We start from the raw sequence: 22,686 nt of genomic DNA, 5'->3' as shown, positions 1-22,686 counted from the left end.
CATGCAATTGCTTCAGATTTTGACACCGCTGCTGGTCAGCGCCGTGCTGGCCACCGCCGCGCCCCTGGTCCAGGCGCAAACCAAGGCCGACGATACCCTGTTGGAGATGCAGCAGGCGTTCAAGCGGGGCGACCGCAAGAAATTAGAGCAATTGTTGCCCGCCGCGCGCGGCCACGTGCTGGAACCCTGGGCCGCCTACTGGGAGCTCAGGCTGCGCCTGGCCGAGGCCTCGCCCTCGGAAATCCAGTCCTTCATGCAGCGCTATGCCGGCAGCTACCAGGAAGACCGCATGCGCAACGACTGGCTGCTGCTGCTGGGACAGCGGCGCGACTGGGCCCAGTTTGCCGAGCAGCACCCCAGCTACCGCATGTCCGACGACCGCGAGGTGCGCTGCTACGCCCTCTTGATCGACGACATCAAGGGCAGCGCGCCGGCGGCTGCGGCCGAAGACGTCAAGCGCAACTGGTATGCCCTGCGCGATAACGACGACGGCTGCACCCACGCTGCCAGCCAGCTGTACGCCAACAAGAAGCTCAGCGCGCTCGACGTCTGGCGCAAGGCCCGCTTCGCGGTGGATGCCAACCGGCCGCGCGTGGTGCGCAATGCCGTGGAGATCGTCGCACCCGATGCCGTGGCCCAGGTCAAGGAGCTGATGGACGCGCCCACCAAGTACCTCACGGGCCGCGCCACGGCCCGGGGCCAGGTGCGCCAGGAGCTGGTGACGCTAGCCCTCGTCAAGCTCGCCTCGGGCGATCCGGACAACGCTGCCGCCCAGCTCGACAGCAAATGGAGCGTGCACCTCTCGCCCGAGGAGCGCAACTGGGTCTGGGGCGTGATCGGCAAGCAGTTGGCCCAGAAGCTGTCGTCCGACGCCAATGGCCACTTCGCCAAGATCACCCGGGACGCCGATCTCAACGACGACCTGCTCGGCTGGAAGGTGCGCGCGGCCCTGCGTGCCGGCCAGTGGAAGGTGGTGCGCAAGGCCATCGACGCCATGAGCGAGGAAGGCCGCCAGGACAGCACCTGGGTGTACTGGAAGGCCCGCTCCCTGCTGGCCGGCAAGCCCAGCGAGGCCGAGCGCGCCGAAGCCCGCCAGCTGCTCGAAGGCATTGCCAGCACGCGCGGCTTCTACGAGCAACTGGCCACCGAAGAACTGGGCCAGCGCATCACCATGCCGCCAGCACCTGCGCCGCTCACGGCCGAGGAAAAGGCGGCTGCGCGCGCCAACCCCGGGCTCAACCGGGGGCTGTATGCCATCTTCATGGGGCTGCGCACCGAGGGCGTGCGCGAGTGGAACTACGCCACCAACCTGCACATCCCCGGCGGCATGCCGGACCGCGAGCTGCTGGCCGCCGCCGATTTCGCCTGCGCCCGCGAGGTCTGGGACCGCTGCATCAACACCAGCGAGCGCACGCGCAGCCTGATCGAGACCAGCCAGCGCTTTCCCACGCCGTTTCGCAACGCCGTGGTGGAGCGCGCCAATGGCATCGGCCTGGACCCGGCCTATGTGTACGGCCTGATCCGCCAGGAGAGCCGCTTCATCATGGACGCGCGCTCGCACGTGGGCGCTTCGGGCCTGATGCAGGTGATGCCCGCCACTGCGCGCTGGACGGCCAAGAAGATCGGCATGAACAATTTCACCGCCGAGCAGATCAACGACCGCGATACCAACATCGCCATCGGCACGGCCTACCTCAAGCTGGCCCTCGACGATTTCGCGGGCTCCATGCCCATGGCCGCCGCCGCCTACAACGCCGGCCCGGGCCGCCCGCGCAGCTGGCGCAACGGCCCGGTGCTCGATGCCGCCATCTGGGCCGAAAACGTGCCCTTCGGCGAAACGCGTGACTACGTGAAGAAGGTGCTCGCCAACACCACCAACTACGCCGCCATGCTCACCGGCCAGCCGCAGTCGCTCAAGAGCCGGCTGGGCACCATCGGCCCGCGCGATGCGGCGGCCCCCGAGGTGAACAAGGACCTGCCCTGACCGAAACAGCCCCGAAGGGGCTGTTTCACTTCATACCTCCGACCACATGCGCAGGAGGTTGTGGTATTGCCCGGTGAGGGACACGGTCTCTTCGGGTTCGCCCAGGCGCGCACGCAGCTTCTGGATGGTCTGGTCCATCTCGAACAGCATGGCGCGGCGTGCATCGTCGCGCACCAGGCTCTGCACCCAGAAGAACGAACACACGCGCTCGCCGCGCGTGACCGGCTCCACGCGGTGCAGGCTGGTGGACGGGTAGAGGACCATGTCGCCCGCAGGCAGCTTGACCTCGTGCGTGCCATAGGTGTCCACCACCACCAGCTCGCCGCCCTCGTAGTCCGCGGGTTCGCACAGGAACAGCGTGCACGACAGATCGGTGCGCAGCGCCGCCCCGTGGGGCAGGGGGCGCACGGCGCCATCGACGTGCAGGCCATAGGTCTCTCCGCCCGCGTAGCGGTTGAACAGCGGCGGCACGGTGCGCAGCGGCAGCGCCGCGCTGAAGTACATCGGATGCGCGGCCAGCGCCTGCAGCACGGTGCGCCCCTGCTCCAGCGCAACGGGGGAGTTTTCGGACAACTGCCGGTTGTTCTTGACCTGCGCCCCTTGCGCGCCCACGGTGGCCCGGCCGTCCACCCAGTCGGCGGCATCGATGGCCGCGCGCATGGCGCGCACCTGCTCGGGCGTGAGGACGTTGGGGATGTGCAGCATCATCGCGATAGGTCTCCAAAAATGGGAAGGCCCCGGGGTTGCCGGGGCCTTGATGGTAGACAGAACTCAGCCTGTCACCTTGCGCTGGGTCAGAACGTGAAGTTGGCCGTCAGGCGCGCCGAGCGGGGGATGCCCGGCGTGTAGCGGTAGCCACTCTTGTTGATGGCCGCCACGTAGTCCTTGTCGGCCAGGTTGTACACATTGAGCTGGATGTCCAGGTTCTTGTTGATGCGGTAGGAGGCCATGGCATCGAACACCCAGTAGGCCTCGGTGTAGGCGGGTGTGCCCACGGCGCCGTCGGTGCCGCGCAGCAGCTTGCCGGCATAGCGCGCGCCGCCGCCCACCGTCAGGCCGAAGGGCAGGCGGTAGGTGGACCACAGCGTGAAGGCGTTCTTGGGCGTGTAGGCCAGTGCCGTGCTGCCATCGGCCGTCTTGGGCACACCGCTGAGCACCTTGGTGTCCATGGTGGTGTAGCCCGCGCTCAGCGACCAGTCGTTGGTGATCGCGCCGATGGCGGTCAGCTCGATGCCCTGCACGCGCTTCTTGCCAGTCTGCACGAAGTTGGCAGCGTTGGTGGGGTCCGTTTCGATGTCGTTGGTGACATCGGTGCGGTACAGCGCGCCGGCCAGGGCCAGGCGGTTGCCCAGCACCTCCCACTTGGTGCCGACCTCGATGGTCTTGGCCTTCTGCGGGTCGAACTTGGGGTTGGCTGCATTGTTGACGGCCACGCTCAGCTGGTTGTTGGCGCCGCCCGGGGGCTGTGCCGACGTGGCGTACAGGGCGTACACGCTGCCGTTGCTGGCGGGCTTGTAGACCACGCCGACCTTGGCTCCGATGAGGGTGTCGGACAGGCTGACCGCCGACGGCGTGAGCACGCCGGCCGGCAGCGCACCTTGCGTCACGGCATCGAAGTCGGTCTTGAACCGGTCCACGCGCAGGCCGCCCGTGATCTGCCACTCTGGCGACAGCTTGGCCGTGTCGAACAGGTAGGCCGCCACGGTGTTGGTCACGCCCTTGGACCACGCGCCGTTGGCGATGCGGTTGAAGCCGGTTACGTTCGGATTGGGGTTGTACAGGTTGGCCGCGGGCATGGAGCCTGCGGGCGCGTACGTGGTGCCTACACTGGCAAAGCCCTGGCCGTAGTAGCCCAGGTTGCTCTGCTCTTCACGCGACAGCTCCAGGCCTGCTGCGAGATCGTGCTGCACCGAACCGGTGTTGACCGTGGTGGTCAGGCTGGTCTGGTTGATGGCGATCTTGTTGGTCTGGTTGACGTTGGTCGGCAGGTTGCGCGTCACCGTCCAGGTGGACGGGTCGTTCGGGTTCGGTGTGGCCAGCAGGGCGGAGGCTGCCGTGAGCGCACCGGTGGCGGGGAAGCCGCCGCCCATGAAGGCCGTCAGGCGGTAGTCGTTGTGCGTGCGGCCAAAGCGCGTGGTGTTGCGCAGCTTCATGCCCGAGGCGAAGTCATGCTCGATGCGCGCCGTGACCATGTCCATCTCCACCTTCGCATAGTCCGAGGTGGTGCCGTAGAAGTTGCTCGAATCCACGCGCCCTGCGGTGTTCAGGAAGGTGCGGCGGTTGGCCAGGGCCAGGGCGTCCGGTGAGGTGTAGCCGGGCAGGCCGATGGTGGGCACGCCGCCGTCGGGCACGTTGTCCTGGTTCACGTGCAGGTAGTTCAGGAACACGCGCGTGGGCGAGTTCAGGCCCAAGGCAAGCGAGGGCGCGATGCCCCAGCGCTTGTTCTTGACCAGGTCGCGCCCGGCGACGCCGGAGTCCTCGCTCATCACGTTCAGGCGGAAGGCGGCCCCCGGGTAGGCCTCCAGGGCCTTGTTCCAGTCCACCGTGCCGCGCTTGTACGAGGCGCTGCCCGCGCCCAGCGATGCCGCAAAGCTGTTTTCCAGCGTGGGCTGCTTGCTCACCAGGTTGATGGCGCCGGTAGGGGAGGTGCGGCCCGTGTCGGTACCGGCCGGGCCCTTGACCACTTCGACCTGCTGGATGTTGAACACGTCGCGCGAGACCGATCCCAGGTCGCGCACGCCATCGACAAAGATGCTGCTGGAGCTGTCGAAGCCGCGCATGTAGATCGCGTCGCCGGTGCTGGTGTTGCCGTTCTCTCCGAGATAGAAGGTACCGGCGCCGGGGGTGTTGCGCAGGGCTTCGGTCAGGGTCGAGGCGGCCTGCTCGCGCAGCACCTGCTCCTTGACCACCGAGATGGTCTGGGGCGTGTCCAGCAGCGGCTGGGTGAACTTGGGCGAGGAGACGGCATTGGCCTTGTAGTTGTCGGCGGCCGATTCGACCTTGACCTCCTGCAGCGTGCCGCCGGTGGCGGCGGTCTGTGCCTGGGCGGGCATGCCCAGGGCCACGAGGGCCGCCGTAGCCGCCATGCCGACGGGGTGTTTGCGGCTCTTGATGTAAGTGGTGTTGTGCGCCATGAAAGTATCCGTAGGAGTGAGAAACCGGAACTTGGCTGGCTGCAGGGACAACAGGCACGCAGAGAATGCGGCGTGGCAATGTCGGTCGATGGTGGCTGGCTGAGAACCCGCGCGCCGAACGTGCCGATGGCTTGCAGGATCATCAAATGATAACAATTATCATTTGATTGTGGTTACATATGGCAGCATCCGGCTGTCCTGGCCGCAGAGGACGGTCGAAAAATGTGGTGCTGCAGCAACGGAGTGCAGCGAGAGCGTCCCGGAAGGGCTTGAAGAGCCGCCACCTCCCGGCGGGCGAAGCGACCCAGGGCGTCTATTTCAAGCGTTGTGCAGCAACTCGCCCCGGCGCACGGCTGCGCCTGAGCGCACCAGGTCGTCCATCAGGCCCTGCAGCCAGTCGTCCTGGCCCTGGTCGCCAAAATGGCGCGCATGCAGCATGCCGAAGTAGGGTGTGGCGAGCGTCCAGGCCGTGAGGTCGGCGAGACTGATCTGCTGCCACTCGAGCAGTTTGTACTTGAGCAGCACCTTGGCGGCGTAAAGCGCATGCTTGTGCGGGTTGCGCACGAAACCGTCCAGGCGGCGGCGTGCGCCCTCGATGGCGCGCGGTGCGTCGGCAAACACCGGGCCATGGCCCGGGATCACCGTGCGCGGCGCCAGGCGCTCGATCAGGTCGAGCGTGGCGCCCACCTGGGCGAATGCATCCTCGCCTTCGAGTTCGGGGAAGACCACGCCGAAGCCGTTCTCCCACAGCGCATCGGCCGAGATCAGGATCGCGTCGCGCGGTTCGAACAGCACGACGGAATGCGTGTCGTGCCCCGGCGCGGCATGCACCTGCCAGGTGCGGTCGCCCAGCAGCACGCAGGACCCGGGGTCCAGCAGGCAGTCGGCACGGAATGGAGGGCACTGCTGGCCGGTGGGGGTGTAGCTCAGCGCGTAGGCGTCCCACTGGCGCACGTGCCGGGCCTGCCCGGGTGGTATGGAGGTGAGCACCCGCGGCCAGGCTTTTTGCAGTGCGGCGTTGCCGCCGCAGTGGTCGCTGTGCAGGTGGGTGTTGAGCACCCGGTCCAGCGGCCTGCCGCCCAGGGCCGCCTGCACCAGGGCCACGGTCTGCTCGGCATGGCTGCAGTAGCCGGTGTCCACCACGGCGGTGTCGTAGTGGCCGATGAACAGGATGTTGTTGGCCGATAGCCAGCCGCGTTCCAGCACGGCGATTTCAGGGGGCAGAAAGGGCGCGGCAGAGGCGGGCGTGGGCATCAGGAGGGGACTGGCAGATGGCGTGGCGCAGCGGGTGACCCGCTGCTGCGATCTGCCAGCCTAACCCAGCGCAGGCGTCTGCCGGGTTATCCAAAACCCGTGCGTTACCGCGCAGATTGCATCAGAACGTCACACCGGCACACAGAATCACGTTCGCATAGGGCGTGCATTCCCCGGTGCGCACCATCACGCGGGCCTCGCGGCACAGGCGCTTGAATTCTTCGTGCGGCACCGCCTCGGGTGCCACGGGCAGGGTGCACCAGCCGGGCAGTGCCCCTGCGGCACGCTCCACGGCCTCGGTGGCGATCAGGGCGCGTTCGACCTGCATTTCGGACAGCACGGCCTGCAACACGTCGGCCACCGCCGGGATGCCCGGCGTCAGCGCCAGATCAATGCGCCGGGGGCCGGGCGGGATCGGCAGGCCCACGTCGCCGATCACCAGCATGTCGCCATGGCCCAGGCAGGCAATGGCGTGGGAGAGTTCGGCGTGCAGCAAGGTGGTGCGTTTCACAGCGGGATCCAGTCGGGTGGTTGCGGGCTTGCCGCCACGGCGGCCCGGGTGGGGATGGAGGGCTGGGCCCCCGCCTGCGTCACGCACAGCGCGGCCGCGCGAATGCCATCCCGCACGGCGGCGTTCAGCGGCTCGCCGCGCGCCAGGGCCACGGCCAGTGCGCCAAGGAAGGTGTCGCCTGCGGCGGTGGTGTCCACGGCCTTCACGGCCATACCCGGGTGGTGCGTGCTGCCCAGGGTGTCGGCTGCCACGGCGCCGGCTGCGCCCAGCGTGACCACCACCTGCGCCGGCCCCAGGCCGCGCAGCGTCTGTGCGGCCACGGCGGCGTCGGCCACGGTTTCCACGGCAGTGCCTGCCAAAGCCGCAGCCTCCACCTCATTGACCACCAGCGTGTGCACCAGCGGCCACAGGCCCTCGGGCAGGCGCTGGATGGGCGAGGGGTTGAGCAACACGCGGCAGCCGACTGCAAACGCCTGCTGCGCGGCGGCCAGTACCTGGGACAGGGGGGTTTCGAACTGCACAACCAGGCTGTGGGCCTGGGCCAGCACAGCCCCGAGGGCCTGTGTGTCGAGTTCGAAGCGGCCATTGGCGCCGGGTACCACGACGATGCGGTTCTGCCCGGTGGCTTCCACGGTGATGGCCGCCACACCTGTGGTCTCTGTGGGGTCGGTCTGCACGCCGCTGTGGGCGATGCCGTCCTGTGCCAGGCTGGTGCGCAGCGTATGCCCATAGGCATCGCCGCCCACGCGGCCGAACAGGTGCACGCGGGCGCCCTGGCGTGCGCAGGCCACGGCCTGGTTGCCGCCCTTGCCGCCAGGCACCAGGTGCAGTGCCTGGGCCAGCACCGTTTCGCCCGGGCCTGGCGCATGTGCCACCTGCAGCACCAGGTCCATGTTGAGGCTGCCCACCACCGCGATGTTGGGTGTGCCGTGCTTTGCCGCGGCCGTCATGGCTGGACCTGTGCCGTGGAAGCACGCACGCGCAGCTCGGGTTGCAGCATGACCTTGCGCGCATCCTGGCGCTTGCCGTCGATGCGTTCGAGCAGCATGTCCACCGCCAGCGCACCGATGCGCTGCTTGGGTTGGGCCACGGTGGTCAGCGGCGGGCTGGTGAAGGCGGTGAGCTCGATGTCGTCGAAGCCCACGATAGACAGCGCTTCGGGCACGCGCAGGTCACGCTCGTGCGCTGCGCACAGCGCGCCCATGGCCATCAGGTCGTTGCAGACGAACACGGCGGTGGGCGGCTGCTGTGCGCGCAGCACGGCATGCATGGCCTCATAGCCGCCCTGGCTGGTGAAGTTGCCGTGCCACAGCAGGCCTTCGCTCGTGCCGCAGCCGGCATCGGCCAGCGCGGCGCGCCAGCCGGCGATGCGTTGCTCGCTGGGCGCGATGCCCTCGGGCCCGCCGATGCAGGCGATGCGCCGGTGGCCCAGCGACAGCAGGTGGCGCGTGGCCAGCAGGCCGCCCTGCATGTGGGCAGTTTCTACCAGGTCGCAGGGCTGCTGCTCGGCCAGCTCGATCTCGCGGTCCACCAGCACGGTGGGGATGGACAGGCCCGCCAGCTGCGTGGGCAGCGTGGCGTCGTGCCCGGTGGAGACGACGATCAGCCCGTCGATGCGGCGTTCGGCCAGCACCTGCAGGTAGCTGCCCTGGCGGTGCGCCTCGTCGTTGGTGTTGCACAGGATGAGGTTGTAGCCCGCTCCGAAGCAGCGGTCTTCCACCGCGTGCACGATCTCGGCGAAGTAGGGGTTGGAGCTGTTGGGGATCAGCATGCCCAGCGTGCGCGTGTTGTTGCTCTTGAGGCTGCGGGCGATGGCGCTGGGCACGTAGCCCAGGGCGCGGATGGCTTTTTCGACGCGCTCGCGCCCCTCGGGGCTCACATGGCGCGTGCCGTTGACCACGTGGGACACCGTGGTGACCGATACGTCGGCATGCCGCGCAACGTCCTTGATAGTAGCCATGGAGAAAATGGTGAGACAGGGAATTCGTGGGGAGATGGAAGGTTCAGGCCGCCGCGCGCCGCTGGCGCAAGGTGTCCACGATGACCGCCGCGACGATCACCACCCCCGTGATGATGCGCTTGCTCGGCTCGCTGGCACCCACCTGCGCCAGGCCGGCCTCCAGCACCGCAATGATCAGCACGCCGAAGGCGGTGTTCACCACCGAGCCGCGCCCGCCCATCAGGCTGGTGCCGCCGATCACCACGGCGGCAATCACCTGCAGCTCCATGCCCGTGCCGGCATTGGGGTCGGCCGCCTCCAGGCGTGCCGACTGCATCAACCCGGCCAGGCCGGCCAGCAGACCGGTCACGGCAAACACGATGACGCGGATGGGCCGTGGGTCCACACCGGCCAGGCGCATGGCCTCCTCGTTGGTGCCAATGCCGACCACGCAGCGGCCGAACACCGTGCGCGTGAGCACCAACTGCGCCACTACCACCAGCGCCAGCGCGATCAGAAAGGCCACCGAGATGCCGCCGAGCATCGGCGCGGACAGCCATGAGATCGCGTCGCCCACGTACTGTGTGCGCGAATCGGTCACCACGTAGGCCCCGCCGCGCACGGCCTCGAGCATGCCCAGCGAGACGATGAAAGACGGCAGGCGCCACGCCACCGACACGGCCCCGGTCACGGTGCCACAAATCAGGCCCGTGGCCAGCGCCAGCAGCGCGGCGGCAGGCACGCTCCATTTCCACTGCACGATGGCTGCGGCCGAGGTGGCGGCGGCCAGCGCCATCACCGAGCCCACCGAGAGGTCGATGCCGGCGATGATCAGCACGAAGGTCATGCCCACGGCCATCACGGCCAGCGCCGGGATCTCGTTGGCGATGGTGACGAAAGTCTCCACGCTCCAGAAGTAGTCGGAAAGGGTGGAGAACAGCGCCACCATGCCCGCCAGCACGGCCATCAGCCCGAGGTAGGTGCCCAGCTGGCTGCGCCAGGCGGGCGTGGGGCGGGGTGCTGCAACAGCGACAGCGGCAGGGGATGCGGGGGCGTTCATACGGTGGCGGGACTGGAAGAGGATGAATGGCCAGGGGCTTCGCGGCCACCGGGCTCGGAGAATGCAGCGGCCAGCAGCGATTGCTCGGACCACTGCCCGCGCTCGAACACGGCCACCAGGCGGCCGGCGCTCATCACGCCGATGCGGTCGGCCATGGCCATCAGCTCGCGCAGGTCGGACGAAACCATGAGCAGTGCACGCCCGCTGGCGGCCATGCGGTCGAGCTCGCCATAGAGTTCGGCGCGTGCCCCCACGTCCACGCCACGCGTGGGTTCGTCGAGCAGCAGCACCCGGCCTTCGCGGTGCAGCCAGCGTGCGAACACCACCTTCTGCTGGTTGCCGCCAGAGAGCGTGCCCACGGGTTGTTCGGGGCTGCGGCAGCGAATGCCCAGTGTCTGGACGAATCCCTGCACCAGGCGGTTTTCCTTGGCGCGCTGCAGCCAGCCTGCGCGGGAGATGGTGGAAAGATCGGACAGCGTGGCGTTGATGCGGATGGACTGGCCCAGCAGCAGGCCCTGGGACTTGCGGTCTTCGGTGACCAGGCCCACGCCGGCCGCGATGGCCTGCATCGGTGAGGCAAAGCCGCGTTGCAGTACGCGCGGCGCGGCGCCTTCCGCAGTGTCAGGATCAGGGTGCAGGGTGACGCTGCCCCGGTCGGCGCGGTCCGCGCCGAACAGCAGCCGCACGAGTTCGGTGCGGCCCGAGCCCACCAGGCCCGCAATGCCGAACACCTCGCCAGCGCGCAGCTCCAGGCTCACGTCCTGCACCGCCGTGCCCCGGCCGATGCCCTGGGCGCTCATCACCACCGGGCCTGCGGCGCGGCGCGGGCGGTGCTCCAGGTCGCTGACGGAGCGGCCCACCATGCGCTGCACCAGGTCGTCCTCGCTCATGCCGGCCATGGGGCGCGCGTCCACCAGGCGGCCATCGCGCAGCACAGCCACCCGGTCGGCAATGCGGCGCAGCTCTTCCAGGCGGTGCGACACGTAGACGATGGCCACACCGCGCGCCGTGAGGCGCGCGATCTGGTCGAACAGGTAGCTGGTCTCGCGCGGGGTGAGCATGGCCGTGGGCTCGTCGAGCACCAGGATGCGCGTGTCGTCCTGCAGGTTGCGCGCGATTTCCACCATCTGCTGCTGGCCTATGCCCAGTTGCGAAACGGGCGTGGCGGGGTCGATGCTGTCCAGGCCGATCTTGGCCAACTGCGCGCGCGCAGCAGTATGCAGTGCATCGCGCCGCAACCAGCCCGCGCGGTGCGGCAGGCGGCCCATGAGCAGGTTCTCGGCCACGGTGAGCGTGGGCACCAAGCCCAGCTCCTGCATCACCATGCGCACGCCCAGGCGCTCGGCCTCGCGGCGCGAGGCAGGGGCGTAGGTCTCGCCGGCCAAGCGCATGCCGCCGCGCGTGGCCGATTCCAGCCCGCAGACGATCTTGGACAGGGTGCTCTTGCCCGCACCGTTCTCCCCCGTGAGCGCCAGCACCTCGCCGGCGTTGAGCGCGAGCGTGATGCCGTCGAGCACGGTGGCGGTGTAGTCCTTGCCCACTGCGTCGATGCACAGCAGCGGCGCGGCAGGGGCTTGGGAGGCAGGTCTGTTCATATCGTCCAGCGGCTGGGAGTGGCGGCTGAGAGCGGCCGTTTACTTGCTGCCCTTGGTGACCAGCACCACGTCGGTCTTCACCTCGGCTGGCAACTGGGCCTGGGGCGTCTTGGCGGCAATCGCCTTTTGCGCCAGCTCGATGCCAAACACGGCCTGCTTGGCGGCGTACTGGTCGGCGGTGGCCAGCACGCGGCCATCGGCCAGCATGGGCTTGATGGCGCCGATGTTGTCATAGCCCACCACCTGCACCTTGCCCGCCTTGCCCGCGGCCTTGACGGCGGCGACCACGCCCAGCGCCATGCTGTCGTTGCCGGCCAGCAGGGCCGTGAGGTCGGGGTGCTCGCGCAGCATGCCGGCGGCCACGGTGTTGCCCTTCTCGATTTCCCACTGGCCCGACTGCACGCCCACCACGGCGATGCCGGCGGCCTGCATGGCGTCCTTGTAGCCCAGGGTGCGCTGCTGCGCGTTGAAAGTGGTCGACACGCCCTCGATGATGCCCACCTTGTCGCCCGACTTGAGGGACTTGGCCAGGTGCTCGCCCACCAGCTTGGCGCCGGCGCGGTTGTCCGGGCCGACGAAGGGTACGGTGAGGTTCTTTTCCTTCAGGGCATCGCCGTCCAGCCGGTTGTCGATGTTGACCACGATGATGCCCTTGTCCACGGCGGCCTTGACGGCCGGCACCAGGGCCTTGGAGTCGGCCGGGGCGAGCACGATGGCGCTGACCTTCTGCGCCACGGCCTGCTCGATCATCTTGATCTGGGCCGCCGTATCGGTCTCGTTCTTGATGCCGTTGGCCACCAGCGTGTACTCGCTGGCGTGGGCCTTCTGGTGCGCCTTGGCGCCGTCTTCCATGGTGCGGAAGAACTCGTTGGCCAGCGACTTCATGACCAGGGCGATCTTGGGCTTGTCCTGCGCCCAGACGGGGCTGGCAAGCATGCCGCCGAGCACGGCAATGGCGGCGGCGGTCTGAACGGAACGGCGGGTGAACTGCATGGTGTCTCCTGTTGGAATGGTGGGCAAGGCACGGCCACCGAAAAGCCGCGCGAAATTGCGCGAGAGCCCCGGTGGCGTACCAAGCCAGTGCTGTGTCGCCTGGCAATCATATCGCTCGCAATCGTTTGCGCAAACGATTGCTAATCGGGGATTACCCTAAAAAGTGCGATGCGCGAAGCGCAGTCGAGGTGCCTCGGGACGCATCCACTGGGCATACCGGGGAGCCGAAAAAAAGGGCGCCGAAGCGCCCTGGAAAATGGGGTGGCCAGCGCCGGCCGAGGTGCTATGCCGTGGGCGCGCGCAGCTCGCGCCGCAGGATCTTGCCCACATTGCTCTTGGGCAGTTCGTCGCGGAACTCGATGTACTTGGGGCGCTTGTAGCCGGTCAGGTTCTCCTGGCAGAAGCGGGCCACGTCTTCCTCGCTCAGGGCAGGGTCGCTCTTGATGACGAAGATCTTGATCGCCTCGCCCTGCTTCTCGTCGGGGATGCCGATGGCCGCGCACTCCACCACGCCGGGGCACAGCGAGACGACCTGCTCGAGTTCGTTGGGGAAGACGTTGAAGCCGCTGACCAGGATCATGTCCTTCTTGCGGTCGATGATGCGCGTGTAGCCGCGTTCGTCCATGATGCCGATGTCGCCCGTGCGCATGAAGCCGTCGGCCGTGAAGGCCTTGGCGTTCTCCTCGGGCTGGTTGTAGTAGCCGGTCATCACGTTCGGGCCGCGGATGCAGATTTCGCCCGACTCACCCTGCGCCAGGCTGTTGCCTGCGTCGTCCTTGATGGCAATGTCGATGCCCGGCAGCGGCAAGCCGATGCTGCCGCTGAACTCGGTGTTGGTCACCGGGTTGTTGGTGCCGATGGCGCAGGTTTCGCTCATGCCCCAGCCTTCGATCATGGTGCTGCCCGTGAGCTTCTGCCATTGCTTGGCCGTGCCCTCCGACGCGGCCATGCCCCCGGCCTGCGACACGCACAGGTGCGAGAAGTCGAGTGTGCGGAACTGCGGGTTCTGCAGCAGCGCGTTGAACAAGGTGTTCACGGCGGGCAGCATGTGGAAGGGGCGCTTCTTGAGTTCGGCCACGAACTTGGGGATGTCGCGCGGGTTGGGGATCAGCGTGAGGCTGGAGCCCTGGCGGATGGCCAGCAGGCACAGCGTGAGCGCGAAGATGTGGTACAGCGGCAGCGCAGCAATGCTGTTGGCGCGGCTGAGGTCGCCGACCTTGGACAGGGCGGGGGTGAACCAGGCCTCGGCCTGCAGCGTGGCGGCGACGATGCAGCGGTGGGTGAGCACCGCGCCCTTGGACAGGCCGGTGGTGCCGCCCGTGTACTGCAGGAAGGCGATCGAGTCGAGCGTGGCCTGGCTGGGCGCCAGCGTGCGGCGCTCGCCCAGGGCGAGTGCCTTCTTGAACGAGACCACCTTGCGGCCGTTGGTCAGCGGCAGCTCGTAGGCCGGCACCATCTTCGCCAGGTGGCGCACGGCAAACGTGATCCAGCGGCCGAACCACGGGCCGAGCAGGTCGCCCATCGAGGCCATGACCACATGCTTCACGGCCGTGTTGTCGATCACCTCGGCCAGCGTGTGGGCAAAATTTTCCAGGATCACGATGGCCGTGGCACCCGAGTCCTTGAGCTGGTGCTGCAGCTCGCGCGCGGTGTACAGCGGATTCACGTTCACGCAGGTGTAGCCGGCGCGCAGCACGGCGGCCATGGTCACGCCGAACTGGGGCACGTTGGGCAGCATGATGGCCACACGGGCCCCGGGCTCAAGCCCCAGGCCCTGCAGGTAGGCGCCCATGGCGCCGGACAGGCGATCGAGCTCGCCGTAGGTCATCCACTGGTCCATGCAGACCGAGAAGGGGCTCGATGCGTTCTTGCGGAAGGACTCCTCCAGCATATGGGCCACAGAGCGGTATTGCTCGGGCTTCACGTCGTGCGGGACGCCCGGGGGGTAGCTCTTGAGCCAGATCTTTTCCATGCGCTTTTCCTTGCTCGCCAGTAAGTGTTGGGCACAGATTGTCAAAGCGCGAGGGGGCAATCAGCTATCGGGCTTGTCCTAGGGTGCGGGCCAGTTCGGTCCCCGAGGTGACAGCATCGCCGTCGAACAGCAGGTGCATCAGTGCCTGCTCGCGCTGCTCGATGGTGGCCAGGAACTGCTCGACCGCGCCGCGCTGGCGTGCCAGCTGGCCGAAGGTGTCGAATCCGGCTTCGAGAAACTGCTGCAAGGCACCCATGCCGGCTGCCGTGGCAGGCCCGCGCATCATGCGCAGCATGGTGCGCAGGCCGGGCGTGCGGGTCAGGCGCGCCAGGTCGCGCCCCATGGCCAGCACCCGCGCCAGTTGCTGCTCGCGTCCGGTGCGCTGGCCCACGGCGCGCCATGCGGCGGCGTAGCGGGGGGCTTCGGGTGCGGCGGCATCGGCCTGCAGCCAGGCGCGGCCCATGTCCTGATCAAGGTTCTCGGTCTGGGCATGCAGCACGGCCAGCGCCACGGCGGTGTCCACCACGGGGCGGGGAAACATGGTCTGCAGTGTCCCTGCGATGCGGGCGAACTGCTGGTCGCGGGCCGTGTAGTCTTTGTCGCTGTAGAGCTCCTCCAGAAAGAAGCGCGCTGCCGGACCAAACGCGGGCGACGCCATCAGGTCGGCATAGGTGCCCGCAAAGCGGCGCGCCTGCAGCGTTTTGACGGTGGCCACCACCGCCCCCAGGGGCGCATCCCCCGTGCGGTGCAGGCGCAGCGCGTTGACATCGGCAATGCTGTCGCGGATGGTCTGGGCCGCGTCCATAGGTCCGTCTCCTGAGGCCGCACAATGCAGCGATGCCATTAGAACCTGTTCAAAATGGTCTTGCACAGCGTCGTTGACGGGAAACAACTCCATTCAAATCATGATTGCGCACGGGCAAAAAATCCTTCTCCTGATTCTTGCGCTGGCTGAAGCCGCCTGGCTGGCCTGGCAGTGGCCACAATCCCCCGCGCGGGCGCTGGCCGGTGCGCTGTTGCCCCTGGCCTTGTTCTGGCTGGTGATGGCCATCGAGTTCGTGCTCATGCACCGGCTCAACCGGCGCGATCCCGCGCCACGGGCGCGCCTGTCCCAGGTGGTCGGCGCCTGGTGGGCCGAGATATGGGTATCGCTGGCCGTGTTCTGCTGGCGCCAGCCGTTTCGCCATCAGGCGGTGGGGGACTGGCTGCCGGGCCAGGCGACGGGCCGCCGCGGCGTGGTGCTGGTGCACGGCTTCATGTGCAACCGGGGGCTGTGGCTGCCCTGGTATGCGCCGCTTCGGGCGCAGGGCCATGCCCATGTGGCGGTGAACCTGGAGCCGGTGATGGGCTCCATCGACGACTATGCCGCGATCATCGATGACGCCGTGCTGCGCGTGACGGCTGCCACCGGCATGGCACCGGTGTTGCTGTGCCACAGCATGGGTGGCTTGGCGGTGCGCGCCTGGCTGCGCGTGCATGCGGCCGATGCGCGCGTGCACCGCATCCTGACCCTGGGTACGCCGCACGGCGGCACGTGGCTCGGGCGCTTCAGCCGCGCCGTCAACGGCCGCCAGATGAGCCTGGCGGGCGACTGGGTGAAGGGCCTGCTGAGCGTGGAGCCGCAGGGGCGGGCGCAGCGCTTCACCTGCTGGTATTCCAACTGCGACAACATCGTCTTCCCGGCCAGCACCGCGACCCTGGCGGGGGCGGACAACCGCTTCCTCGACGGCCTGGCGCATGTGCAGATGGCACTGCACCCCGAAGTGATGGCCGCCTGCCTGACCGAGATCGGCAGGGACTGACTATTCGATCTTGATCTTCGCGGCCCGGATCAGGAACTCGTACTTGCTGTTTTCCGAGCGCACGAACTGCGCGAACCCGTCCAGCGTGAGCTCCTCGGGGGTGATGCCCATCTGCTTGAACTTCTCTTTGCCGGCCGCCGACTGCATGGCGGCCGTGAAGGCCGCCGCGTAGCGCTGCGCATCGGTCTGCGGCAGCGATGCCGGTGCGAACAGCCCGAACCAGGTCGAGACGTTGAAGCCCTGCACGGCATCGTTGATGCTGGGAACCTGCGGCAGCGCGTCGCTGCGGCTCAGGGTGGTCACGCCCAGCGCGTGCAGCTTGCCCGAGCGGATGTGCGGCAGCGCCGACGCGAGGTTGTCGAACACCATCAGCACCTGGCCAGACTGCAGCGCTGCCAGCGCCGGGTTCGAGCCCTGGAAGGGTGTGTGGCCCATCTTGGTATTGGTCAGCGACTTGAACATCTCGGCCGAGATATGGCCGATGCTGCCGTTGCCGCCCGAACCGTACTTGGCCTGGTCGGGGTTTTTCTTGAGGTACTGCACCAGGTCGGGCGTGGTCTTGATGCCCAGCTTGGCTGCCTGCTCCGCGTTCACGACCAGCACGTTGGGTGTGCGGGCCACAAGTGCGATGGGCTTGAAGTCCTTGATGGCGTTGTACGGGAAGTTCTTGTACAGCCAGGGGTTCACTGCATGGGTAGCCACGGCGCCCATCAGCAACTGGTTGCTGCCGGCCGGTGACTTGGCCACCAGGTCGGCGCCGGTGCCGCCGCCGGCGCCGGGCTTGTTCTCCACCTTGATGGCTCCCAGTTGCGCAGCTGCGCCTTCCGCGATGATGCGGGCCGAGGTGTCCAGAGGGCCGCCCGCAGGGTAGGGCACCACGATGGTCATCGGGGCGGAAGGGGTCTGGGCCATGGCGGCGGTGGCCGCCATGGCCAGGGCCACACTGAACAAGGTGCTACGGAGCGACATCGGGATCCTCTTGATTTCCGGAGTGCGCAGTATATGCACGTGTACAGGGTTTACCCTTTGTTACTTACCGAGTGGTCAAACCGCCTGTGCAGGTGGAACGCGCTCAAGAGGCGTTTGGCTGTGCCCCGCTTCAGCGGACGGGAGTTACGCCCTGGAGTGCACGCAACGCCAGCGCGGCATCCACGCGCTGCAGTTCCTCCGGCGTGAACAGCTGCTGGCGCAGGGCTTGCGCCGCCGCCTCACCCTGTCCGGTGCGCGCCTGGCTGAGTTCGTCGAGCCGGCTTTGCCACTGCTGATCCTCGCGGTCCAGTTGCGCCAGGGCATGGGCGGCCTGCTCCCCGAACTGTGCGCTGCGCGCCGTGTGGCGCTGGAAATCGCCCACGCCCTGGGCATTGAAGGCGGCCGTCTGCGCGGCGGCATCCATGTGGGCCATGGCCGCAGCGCGCTCGGCACGGCGCTCGGGAGCGAGTTCGGCTTCGGTGGCGCGCAGCGCGCTGTCACGCTGCTGCGGAGTGAGTTGGGTATTGCGCGCGATCTCCAGGCGCGCCAGGGTGTAGCGGTCGAGTTCGGCCTCCTGTGCAAACAGGGCGTCGTACTCTTCGTCCTGGAAGTGCTGCTGCCGGATCTTCTGGCGCGCCTCCATGGCCTCGCGCAATGCGCGCGGATCACCGGGGTCGCGGGGGGCCGACAAGGCGCCCAGTGCCACGCGGTAGTCCACATAGCGCTCGGCCAGGGTCAGGGCGCGCGTGGCCAGTTCGGCGGGGAAATGCTTGCCCACCAGTTGCGCCAGGCGTTGCTTGAGCGCTTCGGGATCGCTGGCTTCGCCGGCTTCGAAGAGGAGGGCCTCCAGCGTGTTGCGCAGGCCGGGCACCAGCAAGGGGTCGGCCCCCCCGGCTGTCGAAGAGGCGGCCGGGGCAGCGGCGAGGGCTGCGGAAGCCGGTGTGAGCGCTGCCGATGCCGTGCGGCCGGGGGGCGCCGCCGCGCCTGCCGCAGGCAAAGCCGCGCTGGCGCCAGGACCGGTGTCCTGGCTCGCCTCGGCCCGCCAGGCACGCCACCCGAGCACGGCCGCGACCAGCAATGCCAGCACGATGGCAGCGGTTACGGCAGGGCGGGGGAAACGGTCCATGGCGGAGATCATCGCAAAATCACAGGCCGGCCGCCTTGAGGCGGTTGCCCTGCTGGCGGTACAGCGTGACCGGGTCGGTCGAGAGCCAGTCGCGCAGGCCCACGAGCTGGTTCACTTCATCGAGGTGGTTCTGGCGGTAGTCGCCCAGGTGGGTGCCCAGGCGCGAGGAGCAGGCCGAGACCAGGCCGTCGTTGGCTTCGCCGAAGACCAGGCCCAACACGCCCAGCAGCGCGTCGCTGGCGTCCAGCACATTGGTCAAGGTCTTGGTACCCGTCCAGGAGTAGTAGCGCACGCCGTTGACCAACTCGGCGCCATTGCCGCAGCCTGCGGTGGGAACGCCCTGCGGGAAGCGGCGGTTGAACGCGGCCGAGCCGGCGGTGGTGAGCGAATCGAGCGCAGCCGTGGGCATCTGCGGCAGGCCTGAGCCGCCCGAGGTCAGGTTGATCAGCGCCACCAGGGCCGATGCCGCGCCGCTGGCGACGGTTTCGGACACCGAACCCGCCGGCGCCACGCCGCGCAGGATGTCGGCCACGCGCGAGCCGCGGTTCACGCCGCCCACCGAGGTCACCGAGGCGATCTTGCCCGGGGCCACGCCGGCCACGTAGCGCGCGGTGGGGCCGCCATGCGAGTGCCCCACCAGGTTCACCTTGGCTGCGCCGGTGATGGCCAGGATGTTCTTCACTTGGGCCAGCAATTGCTCGCCTCGCACTTCGGTGCTGTTGGCTGCCGAGACCTGGGCCACGTAGACCTTGGCGCCGCCCTGGCGCAGCGCGTCGGGAATGCCGTAGAAGTAGTCCACGCCCAGCGCCGAGTCGAAGCCGAAAAGGCCGTGCACCAGCACGATAGGGTAGCGCGTCTGCGTGTACCCGGCCTGTGCGTGGGCACTGGCCCCGAGGAGCAGTGTCGATGCCGTGGCGGCGAGCGCCAGTCGCCGCAGAAGGCGGCCAAAGAAACCTGTCATGTGCTTGTCTCCGTTGATGGATATTTTTGGTTTTCACAAAAAAGAACGACCGTTCGTTTTTTGCGGTATTCATTGTTCTCTGGCAGCCCCTGGTGTCACTATCGGGACATACCCGAGTCTGGTGAAGGGCCATCGCGGTCGACGCCAATTTCGTAGAATCCTGCGTCATGACTGCTTTCAACGCACTTGACAAGCTGGATCGAGCAATCCTGCGCCGTTTGCAGGAAAACGGCAGGGAAACCTACGACGTGATCGGCGAGCAGGTGGGCCTGTCGCCCAGCGCCGTCCTGCGCCGGGTCAAGCGGCTCGAAGACAGCGGCGTGATCGCGCGCTATGTGGCCCTGGTGCCGCCCGAGGCCGTGGGCCTGGGGCTCACCGCCTACCTCAACGTGCGCCTGGAAAAGCACACCGAGAGCCACAAGCGCAACCCCATGGACGTGTTCCGCGCGAGCGTGCAGACCTGGCCCGAAGTGGTCGAATGTGCCTCGCTCACGGGCGAGATGGACTACCTGCTGCGCGTGGTGGTGGCCGACATGGCGCACTACAGCCGCTTCATCATGGACACGCTGCTCAAGCACCCCAGCGTGCAGGACTGCAAGACCAGCTTCGTGCTGGACCGTGTGAAGGCGACCACGGCCGTGCCCGTGTGAGAATCCGCGGGCCTGCTCCCATGCCGAGGGAGGTGTTTCACGGATGCCCATGATCGCCATCGACGACCTGCACTTCGGCTACGGCCGCATCGCGCTCTACCAGGGGTTCTGCGCAGAGGTGCGCCAGCCCGGCATCTACGGCCTTTTCGGGCGCAACGGCAGTGGCAAGTCCACCTTGCTCAAGCTCCTGTGCGGGCTGCTCACGCCCTGGGGCGGGCAGGTGCGGGTGATGGGCCAGGTGCCCCGCCAGCGAGCGGCGGACTTCCTGGCCAGTGTCTACATCGTCCCCGAGGAATTCCACCTGCCCAATCTGACCACGGGCCAGCTGGCAGACACGCAAGGCGTGTTCTACCCGCGCTTTTCCACGGCTCTGTTCGGCGAATACCTGGCCGAGCTCGAGGTGCCCACCGCCAGTCGCTTCGAGGCCATGAGCCTGGGGCAGAGGAAGAAGGCGGCGATCGCCTTCGCGCTGGCGACGGGTACGCCGCTGCTGCTGATGGACGAGCCCACCAACGGGCTGGACATCGTCGGCCGCGGCCAGTTCCGTCGCCTGATGCAGCGCCCCGAGCATGCCGAGCGCGCCGTGCTCATCAGTACCCACCAGGCGCACGACCTCGAAAGCATACTGAGCCACATCTGGTTCATTGACCAGGGGCAACTGGCCCTGTCGGCGCGCATGGCCGATCTCGCCGGCGTGCTGCGCACCGGCGTGGCGAGCGGCGCGCAGGATTTGCCTGCCGCGCAGGACCTGCTGTACCAGGAGCGCATCGGCCAGCAGACTGCCTATGTGGCGCGGCATTCCCGATCCGATGCAGAGGCTCCGCTGGCTGGCGGGGCGGTGCAGCTGGAGCTGCTCTACAAGGCACTGAGCCTCAACCGCGATGGCATGCTGGCGGCGCTGGTGCCGGCGCAGCAGACGGGCTTGTCCGTGGAGCAGGCATGAACATCGAATTCATCCCTGTGCGCGCCCCGGAATCGCCCACTTTTTCGTGGGCGCGCTGGTGGCGCCTTGCGCGGGCCCAGTGGGCCGAGCAGCGGCCCCAGTACCTGGCGCACCTGCTGGTGTGCGGAATGCTCTACATCGCGCTGCTGCTGTTCTTGCTGGGGGTTTCAGGCTTTTCTGCGTTCCAAACCGCGGTGCAGGTCTCGCTGTACTTTGGGGGCTTGTTTCTCACGGGCTTCGTGTTCGCCGGGCGCTATTTCGGGGCCATGGCGCAGCGCGAGTCGGCCTTGCTGGCATTGATGCGGCCCGCGTCGGTGTTCGAGAAATGGCTGCTGTGCGCCGTGGTGGTGGCCATGGCCTACCCGCTGGCCTACAGCCTGCTGTTCCTGGCGATCTCCTGGCCCGTGCAGCAGATGGTCATCGCAGTGCGCTCGGCCCTGGAGCCGCAGACCTTCAAGCCCGAGGACTATGCGCTCTTCGTGCCGCTGGCGAAGATGGCCGCCCGGCAGGCCATGCCGGTGCCCCAGCAGGCAGGCTTTCTGGTCGCTTTCTGGGCCCTGCAGGCCTTTGCCGTGGCGGGCTCGCTCTACTATGCGCGCGCCTCTTTGCTCAAGACCCTGGCGTTGGGCTTTGCGCTGTTCGTGCTCACGGCGCTGGTGTGCTCCGTGGCGGGTGTGCGGGGTGAGGTGCTGTTTGCCTGGTGGTCTTCGAGCGGGGCCGTGCCCCGGGATGCGGGCGTCCATGCCATCAACGCGCTGCTGTGGATCGGCCTGCCCGCGCTGCTGTGGCTGCAGGCCTATGTGCACCTGAAAGAAAAGGAGCTGCGGTGAGCACCCCCGTGGCCCCACGGCGCGCCCCGCCCCGGCGCGGGCGCTGGCTTTTTCTGGGAACCCTGCTGCTGTTCTGGACGCTGCTGTTCACGAGCGGCATGGATCGCTTCAAGAGGCCGGAGCCCACCGCCGTCGCCTACACCGTCGAGGCCCGGGCGCTGGTGGGCGTGAACGGTCTGCGGCTGGAGGAGGCGGGCGACAATGCCTCGCGGTTGTCGGTGCGCGTGGTGCTGGACGATGTGCCCGATGTGCGGATCACAGTGCAGTCGCGCCATGGGGACGGCGATGGTCCGGAGACGCTGCCCGGAAAATTCCCGGGGCTCACCGCCACCCGCGAAGGCGACACGCTGGTCCTGCACTGGACTGACGTGCCGGCGCCTGCCGGTGCGCAGCCCAGACGGCCTGGGAAACCCGCCGTGTGGATGGAACAGATCGTTCTGCCCACCCAGTTCAGGCACCTGGCACTCGCACGCGCCCGTATCGAAGCGCAAGCCCCCGTGGAGCGGCTGGAAGTGGCCGGGCAGGCTATCGCCGTACGCGGCACCGTCACACACCTGGACCTGTGGTCCACGCAGTGCCGGCCCTGTGGCACCTGGGTGGTGCCCGCAGTGGCCGAGGACCCGGCCCAGTGCGCGGAACGCACCCGCCGGGGCACGGCGTCGATGGAGGTGCAAGCGGCCGGCATGCGTTCACTGCGGGTGGACGCCCTCGCCGGGAAACTGGATCTATCGGAGACCCAGGGCCTGCAAAGCGCGGTTCTGCAACTGGGGGACTCCGTCGCAGTTTCGGTCGACCGTGCGAGCGTGCTGGAGAAGGCGCGCGGCAGCGCCAGGGATGATGCCCTTGGCCTGCCTGACGCCTGCGGCGTGCCGGCTGCGGCGCCCAGGCCCGTGCCCGTGTCGTCGGCCTATACATCGCAGGCCGAGGACACACCGGCCCGCCAAATGCCTTGAACGGCGAGCT

General features: G+C 68.0%; 20 protein-coding genes. 6 read left to right on the top strand and 14 right to left on the bottom strand.

Translation table 11 applies throughout. The features are described from left to right. The first annotated feature begins 1 nt into the window (after position 1). Positions 2 to 1,984: a lytic transglycosylase domain-containing protein gene (locus ACSQ9E_RS25785; RefSeq protein ID WP_057199993.1), complete on the top strand. Its 1,983-nt coding sequence runs from the start codon at positions 2 to 4 to the stop codon at positions 1,982 to 1,984. A gap of 30 nt (positions 1,985 to 2,014) precedes the next feature. Here the strand turns inward: ACSQ9E_RS25785 and ACSQ9E_RS25780 are convergent, their stop codons facing one another. From ACSQ9E_RS25780 to ACSQ9E_RS25730, 11 genes are all read right to left on the bottom strand, one after another. After that, positions 2,015 to 2,692, bottom strand: a complete 678-nt coding sequence (locus ACSQ9E_RS25780; protein ID WP_436219547.1) for a Fe2+-dependent dioxygenase — start codon at positions 2,690 to 2,692, stop codon at positions 2,015 to 2,017. An 86-nt stretch (positions 2,693 to 2,778) separates the two neighbouring features. Beyond that, a complete protein-coding gene (locus tag ACSQ9E_RS25775) occupies positions 2,779 to 5,118 on the bottom strand; it encodes a catecholate siderophore receptor Fiu (protein WP_057199995.1) in 2,340 nt (779 codons plus the stop codon). A gap of 318 nt (positions 5,119 to 5,436) precedes the next feature. Beyond that, positions 5,437 to 6,372: an MBL fold metallo-hydrolase gene (locus ACSQ9E_RS25770; protein WP_436219546.1), complete on the bottom strand. Its 936-nt coding sequence runs from the start codon at positions 6,370 to 6,372 to the stop codon at positions 5,437 to 5,439. 121 nt (positions 6,373 to 6,493) lie between these two features. Further along, positions 6,494 to 6,883 (bottom strand): D-ribose pyranase, encoded by a 390-nt coding sequence (gene rbsD / locus ACSQ9E_RS25765; protein ID WP_057266399.1) that lies wholly within the window; start codon positions 6,881 to 6,883, stop codon positions 6,494 to 6,496. Then, positions 6,880 to 7,833, bottom strand: coding sequence for a ribokinase (gene rbsK / locus ACSQ9E_RS25760; protein ID WP_436219545.1), 954 nt, complete (start codon positions 7,831 to 7,833; stop codon positions 6,880 to 6,882). The genes rbsD and rbsK overlap by 4 nt, the downstream gene beginning before the upstream one ends. Next, entirely contained in the window at positions 7,830 to 8,843 is a 1,014-nt protein-coding gene (locus tag ACSQ9E_RS25755) for a LacI family DNA-binding transcriptional regulator (protein WP_057199999.1), read from the bottom strand. The genes rbsK and ACSQ9E_RS25755 overlap by 4 nt, the downstream gene beginning before the upstream one ends. A gap of 43 nt (positions 8,844 to 8,886) precedes the next feature. Beyond that, entirely contained in the window at positions 8,887 to 9,882 is a 996-nt protein-coding gene (locus ACSQ9E_RS25750) for an ABC transporter permease (RefSeq protein WP_057200000.1), read from the bottom strand. Then, a complete protein-coding gene (locus ACSQ9E_RS25745; protein WP_428002605.1) occupies positions 9,879 to 11,477 on the bottom strand; it encodes a sugar ABC transporter ATP-binding protein in 1,599 nt (532 codons plus the stop codon). Before ACSQ9E_RS25745 ends, ACSQ9E_RS25750 begins: the two co-directional genes overlap by 4 nt. Positions 11,478 to 11,516: 39 nt before the next feature. Then, positions 11,517 to 12,470: a sugar ABC transporter substrate-binding protein gene (locus tag ACSQ9E_RS25740; RefSeq protein ID WP_436219544.1), complete on the bottom strand. Its 954-nt coding sequence runs from the start codon at positions 12,468 to 12,470 to the stop codon at positions 11,517 to 11,519. Between the two features lie 283 nt (positions 12,471 to 12,753). After that, entirely contained in the window at positions 12,754 to 14,442 is a 1,689-nt protein-coding gene (locus tag ACSQ9E_RS25735; protein WP_436219543.1) for an AMP-binding protein, read from the bottom strand. Positions 14,443 to 14,506: 64 nt separating this feature from the next. Next, positions 14,507 to 15,247, bottom strand: a complete 741-nt coding sequence (locus ACSQ9E_RS25730) for an FFLEELY motif protein (RefSeq protein ID WP_057200004.1) — start codon at positions 15,245 to 15,247, stop codon at positions 14,507 to 14,509. Positions 15,248 to 15,347: 100 nt separating this feature from the next. Between ACSQ9E_RS25730 and ACSQ9E_RS25725 the strand changes: the two genes are divergently transcribed. Further along, positions 15,348 to 16,244: an esterase/lipase family protein gene (locus tag ACSQ9E_RS25725; RefSeq protein ID WP_436219542.1), complete on the top strand. Its 897-nt coding sequence runs from the start codon at positions 15,348 to 15,350 to the stop codon at positions 16,242 to 16,244. Here the strand turns inward: ACSQ9E_RS25725 and ACSQ9E_RS25720 are convergent, their stop codons facing one another. The 3 genes from ACSQ9E_RS25720 to ACSQ9E_RS25710 form a co-directional block, all read right to left on the bottom strand. After that, positions 16,245 to 17,213: a Bug family tripartite tricarboxylate transporter substrate binding protein gene (locus ACSQ9E_RS25720; protein ID WP_057200006.1), complete on the bottom strand. Its 969-nt coding sequence runs from the start codon at positions 17,211 to 17,213 to the stop codon at positions 16,245 to 16,247. 130 nt (positions 17,214 to 17,343) lie between these two features. After that, positions 17,344 to 18,339, bottom strand: coding sequence for a lipase secretion chaperone (locus tag ACSQ9E_RS25715; protein ID WP_436219541.1), 996 nt, complete (start codon positions 18,337 to 18,339; stop codon positions 17,344 to 17,346). Positions 18,340 to 18,358: 19 nt separating this feature from the next. Beyond that, positions 18,359 to 19,300, bottom strand: a complete 942-nt coding sequence (locus ACSQ9E_RS25710; RefSeq protein ID WP_436219540.1) for an esterase/lipase family protein — start codon at positions 19,298 to 19,300, stop codon at positions 18,359 to 18,361. Positions 19,301 to 19,467: 167 nt separating this feature from the next. Between ACSQ9E_RS25710 and ACSQ9E_RS25705 the strand changes: the two genes are divergently transcribed. The 4 genes from ACSQ9E_RS25705 to ACSQ9E_RS25690 are packed head-to-tail and all read left to right on the top strand — an operon-like array spanning position 19,468 to position 22,676. After that, positions 19,468 to 19,950: an Lrp/AsnC family transcriptional regulator gene (locus tag ACSQ9E_RS25705; RefSeq protein WP_057200007.1), complete on the top strand. Its 483-nt coding sequence runs from the start codon at positions 19,468 to 19,470 to the stop codon at positions 19,948 to 19,950. A 49-nt stretch (positions 19,951 to 19,999) separates the two neighbouring features. Further along, positions 20,000 to 20,893: an ATP-binding cassette domain-containing protein gene (locus ACSQ9E_RS25700; protein WP_436219539.1), complete on the top strand. Its 894-nt coding sequence runs from the start codon at positions 20,000 to 20,002 to the stop codon at positions 20,891 to 20,893. Beyond that, a complete protein-coding gene (locus ACSQ9E_RS25695; protein ID WP_057200008.1) occupies positions 20,890 to 21,723 on the top strand; it encodes a hypothetical protein in 834 nt (277 codons plus the stop codon). Before ACSQ9E_RS25700 ends, ACSQ9E_RS25695 begins: the two co-directional genes overlap by 4 nt. Further along, entirely contained in the window at positions 21,720 to 22,676 is a 957-nt protein-coding gene (locus ACSQ9E_RS25690; protein WP_428002601.1) for a hypothetical protein, read from the top strand. Before ACSQ9E_RS25695 ends, ACSQ9E_RS25690 begins: the two co-directional genes overlap by 4 nt. Positions 22,677 to 22,686 lie beyond the last annotated feature (10 nt).

This window comes from Acidovorax sp. LjRoot118, from assembly GCF_964253575.1.
Classification (GTDB): Bacteria; Pseudomonadota; Gammaproteobacteria; order Burkholderiales; family Burkholderiaceae_C; genus Acidovorax.
The sequence above is the reverse complement of the archived record's forward strand: the minus strand, read 5'-3'. Positions and strand labels throughout refer to the sequence as shown.

Excerpts from the sequence above, each read along its gene's own strand:
- ACSQ9E_RS25705 (WP_057200007.1), top strand. The coding sequence starts at position 19,468 with ATGACTGCTTTCAACGCACTTGACAAGCTGGATCGAGCAATCCTGCGC.
- ACSQ9E_RS25735 (WP_436219543.1), bottom strand. The coding sequence starts at position 14,442 with ATGGAAAAGATCTGGCTCAAGAGCTACCCCCCGGGCGTCCCGCACGAC.
- ACSQ9E_RS25725 (WP_436219542.1), top strand. The coding sequence starts at position 15,348 with ATGATTGCGCACGGGCAAAAAATCCTTCTCCTGATTCTTGCGCTGGCT.
- ACSQ9E_RS25695 (WP_057200008.1), top strand. The coding sequence starts at position 20,890 with ATGAACATCGAATTCATCCCTGTGCGCGCCCCGGAATCGCCCACTTTT.
- ACSQ9E_RS25775 (WP_057199995.1), bottom strand. The coding sequence starts at position 5,118 with ATGGCGCACAACACCACTTACATCAAGAGCCGCAAACACCCCGTCGGC.
- ACSQ9E_RS25730 (WP_057200004.1), bottom strand. The coding sequence starts at position 15,247 with ATGGACGCGGCCCAGACCATCCGCGACAGCATTGCCGATGTCAACGCG.
- ACSQ9E_RS25740 (WP_436219544.1), bottom strand. The coding sequence starts at position 12,470 with ATGCAGTTCACCCGCCGTTCCGTTCAGACCGCCGCCGCCATTGCCGTG.
- ACSQ9E_RS25715 (WP_436219541.1), bottom strand. The coding sequence starts at position 18,339 with ATGGACCGTTTCCCCCGCCCTGCCGTAACCGCTGCCATCGTGCTGGCA.
- ACSQ9E_RS25770 (WP_436219546.1), bottom strand. The coding sequence starts at position 6,372 with ATGCCCACGCCCGCCTCTGCCGCGCCCTTTCTGCCCCCTGAAATCGCC.
- ACSQ9E_RS25780 (WP_436219547.1), bottom strand. The coding sequence starts at position 2,692 with ATGATGCTGCACATCCCCAACGTCCTCACGCCCGAGCAGGTGCGCGCC.
- ACSQ9E_RS25745 (WP_428002605.1), bottom strand. The coding sequence starts at position 11,477 with ATGAACAGACCTGCCTCCCAAGCCCCTGCCGCGCCGCTGCTGTGCATC.
- ACSQ9E_RS25785 (WP_057199993.1), top strand. The coding sequence starts at position 2 with ATGCAATTGCTTCAGATTTTGACACCGCTGCTGGTCAGCGCCGTGCTG.
- ACSQ9E_RS25710 (WP_436219540.1), bottom strand. The coding sequence starts at position 19,300 with ATGACAGGTTTCTTTGGCCGCCTTCTGCGGCGACTGGCGCTCGCCGCC.
- ACSQ9E_RS25750 (WP_057200000.1), bottom strand. The coding sequence starts at position 9,882 with ATGAACGCCCCCGCATCCCCTGCCGCTGTCGCTGTTGCAGCACCCCGC.
- rbsK (WP_436219545.1), bottom strand. The coding sequence starts at position 7,833 with ATGACGGCCGCGGCAAAGCACGGCACACCCAACATCGCGGTGGTGGGC.
- ACSQ9E_RS25755 (WP_057199999.1), bottom strand. The coding sequence starts at position 8,843 with ATGGCTACTATCAAGGACGTTGCGCGGCATGCCGACGTATCGGTCACC.
- ACSQ9E_RS25700 (WP_436219539.1), top strand. The coding sequence starts at position 20,000 with ATGATCGCCATCGACGACCTGCACTTCGGCTACGGCCGCATCGCGCTC.
- ACSQ9E_RS25720 (WP_057200006.1), bottom strand. The coding sequence starts at position 17,213 with ATGTCGCTCCGTAGCACCTTGTTCAGTGTGGCCCTGGCCATGGCGGCC.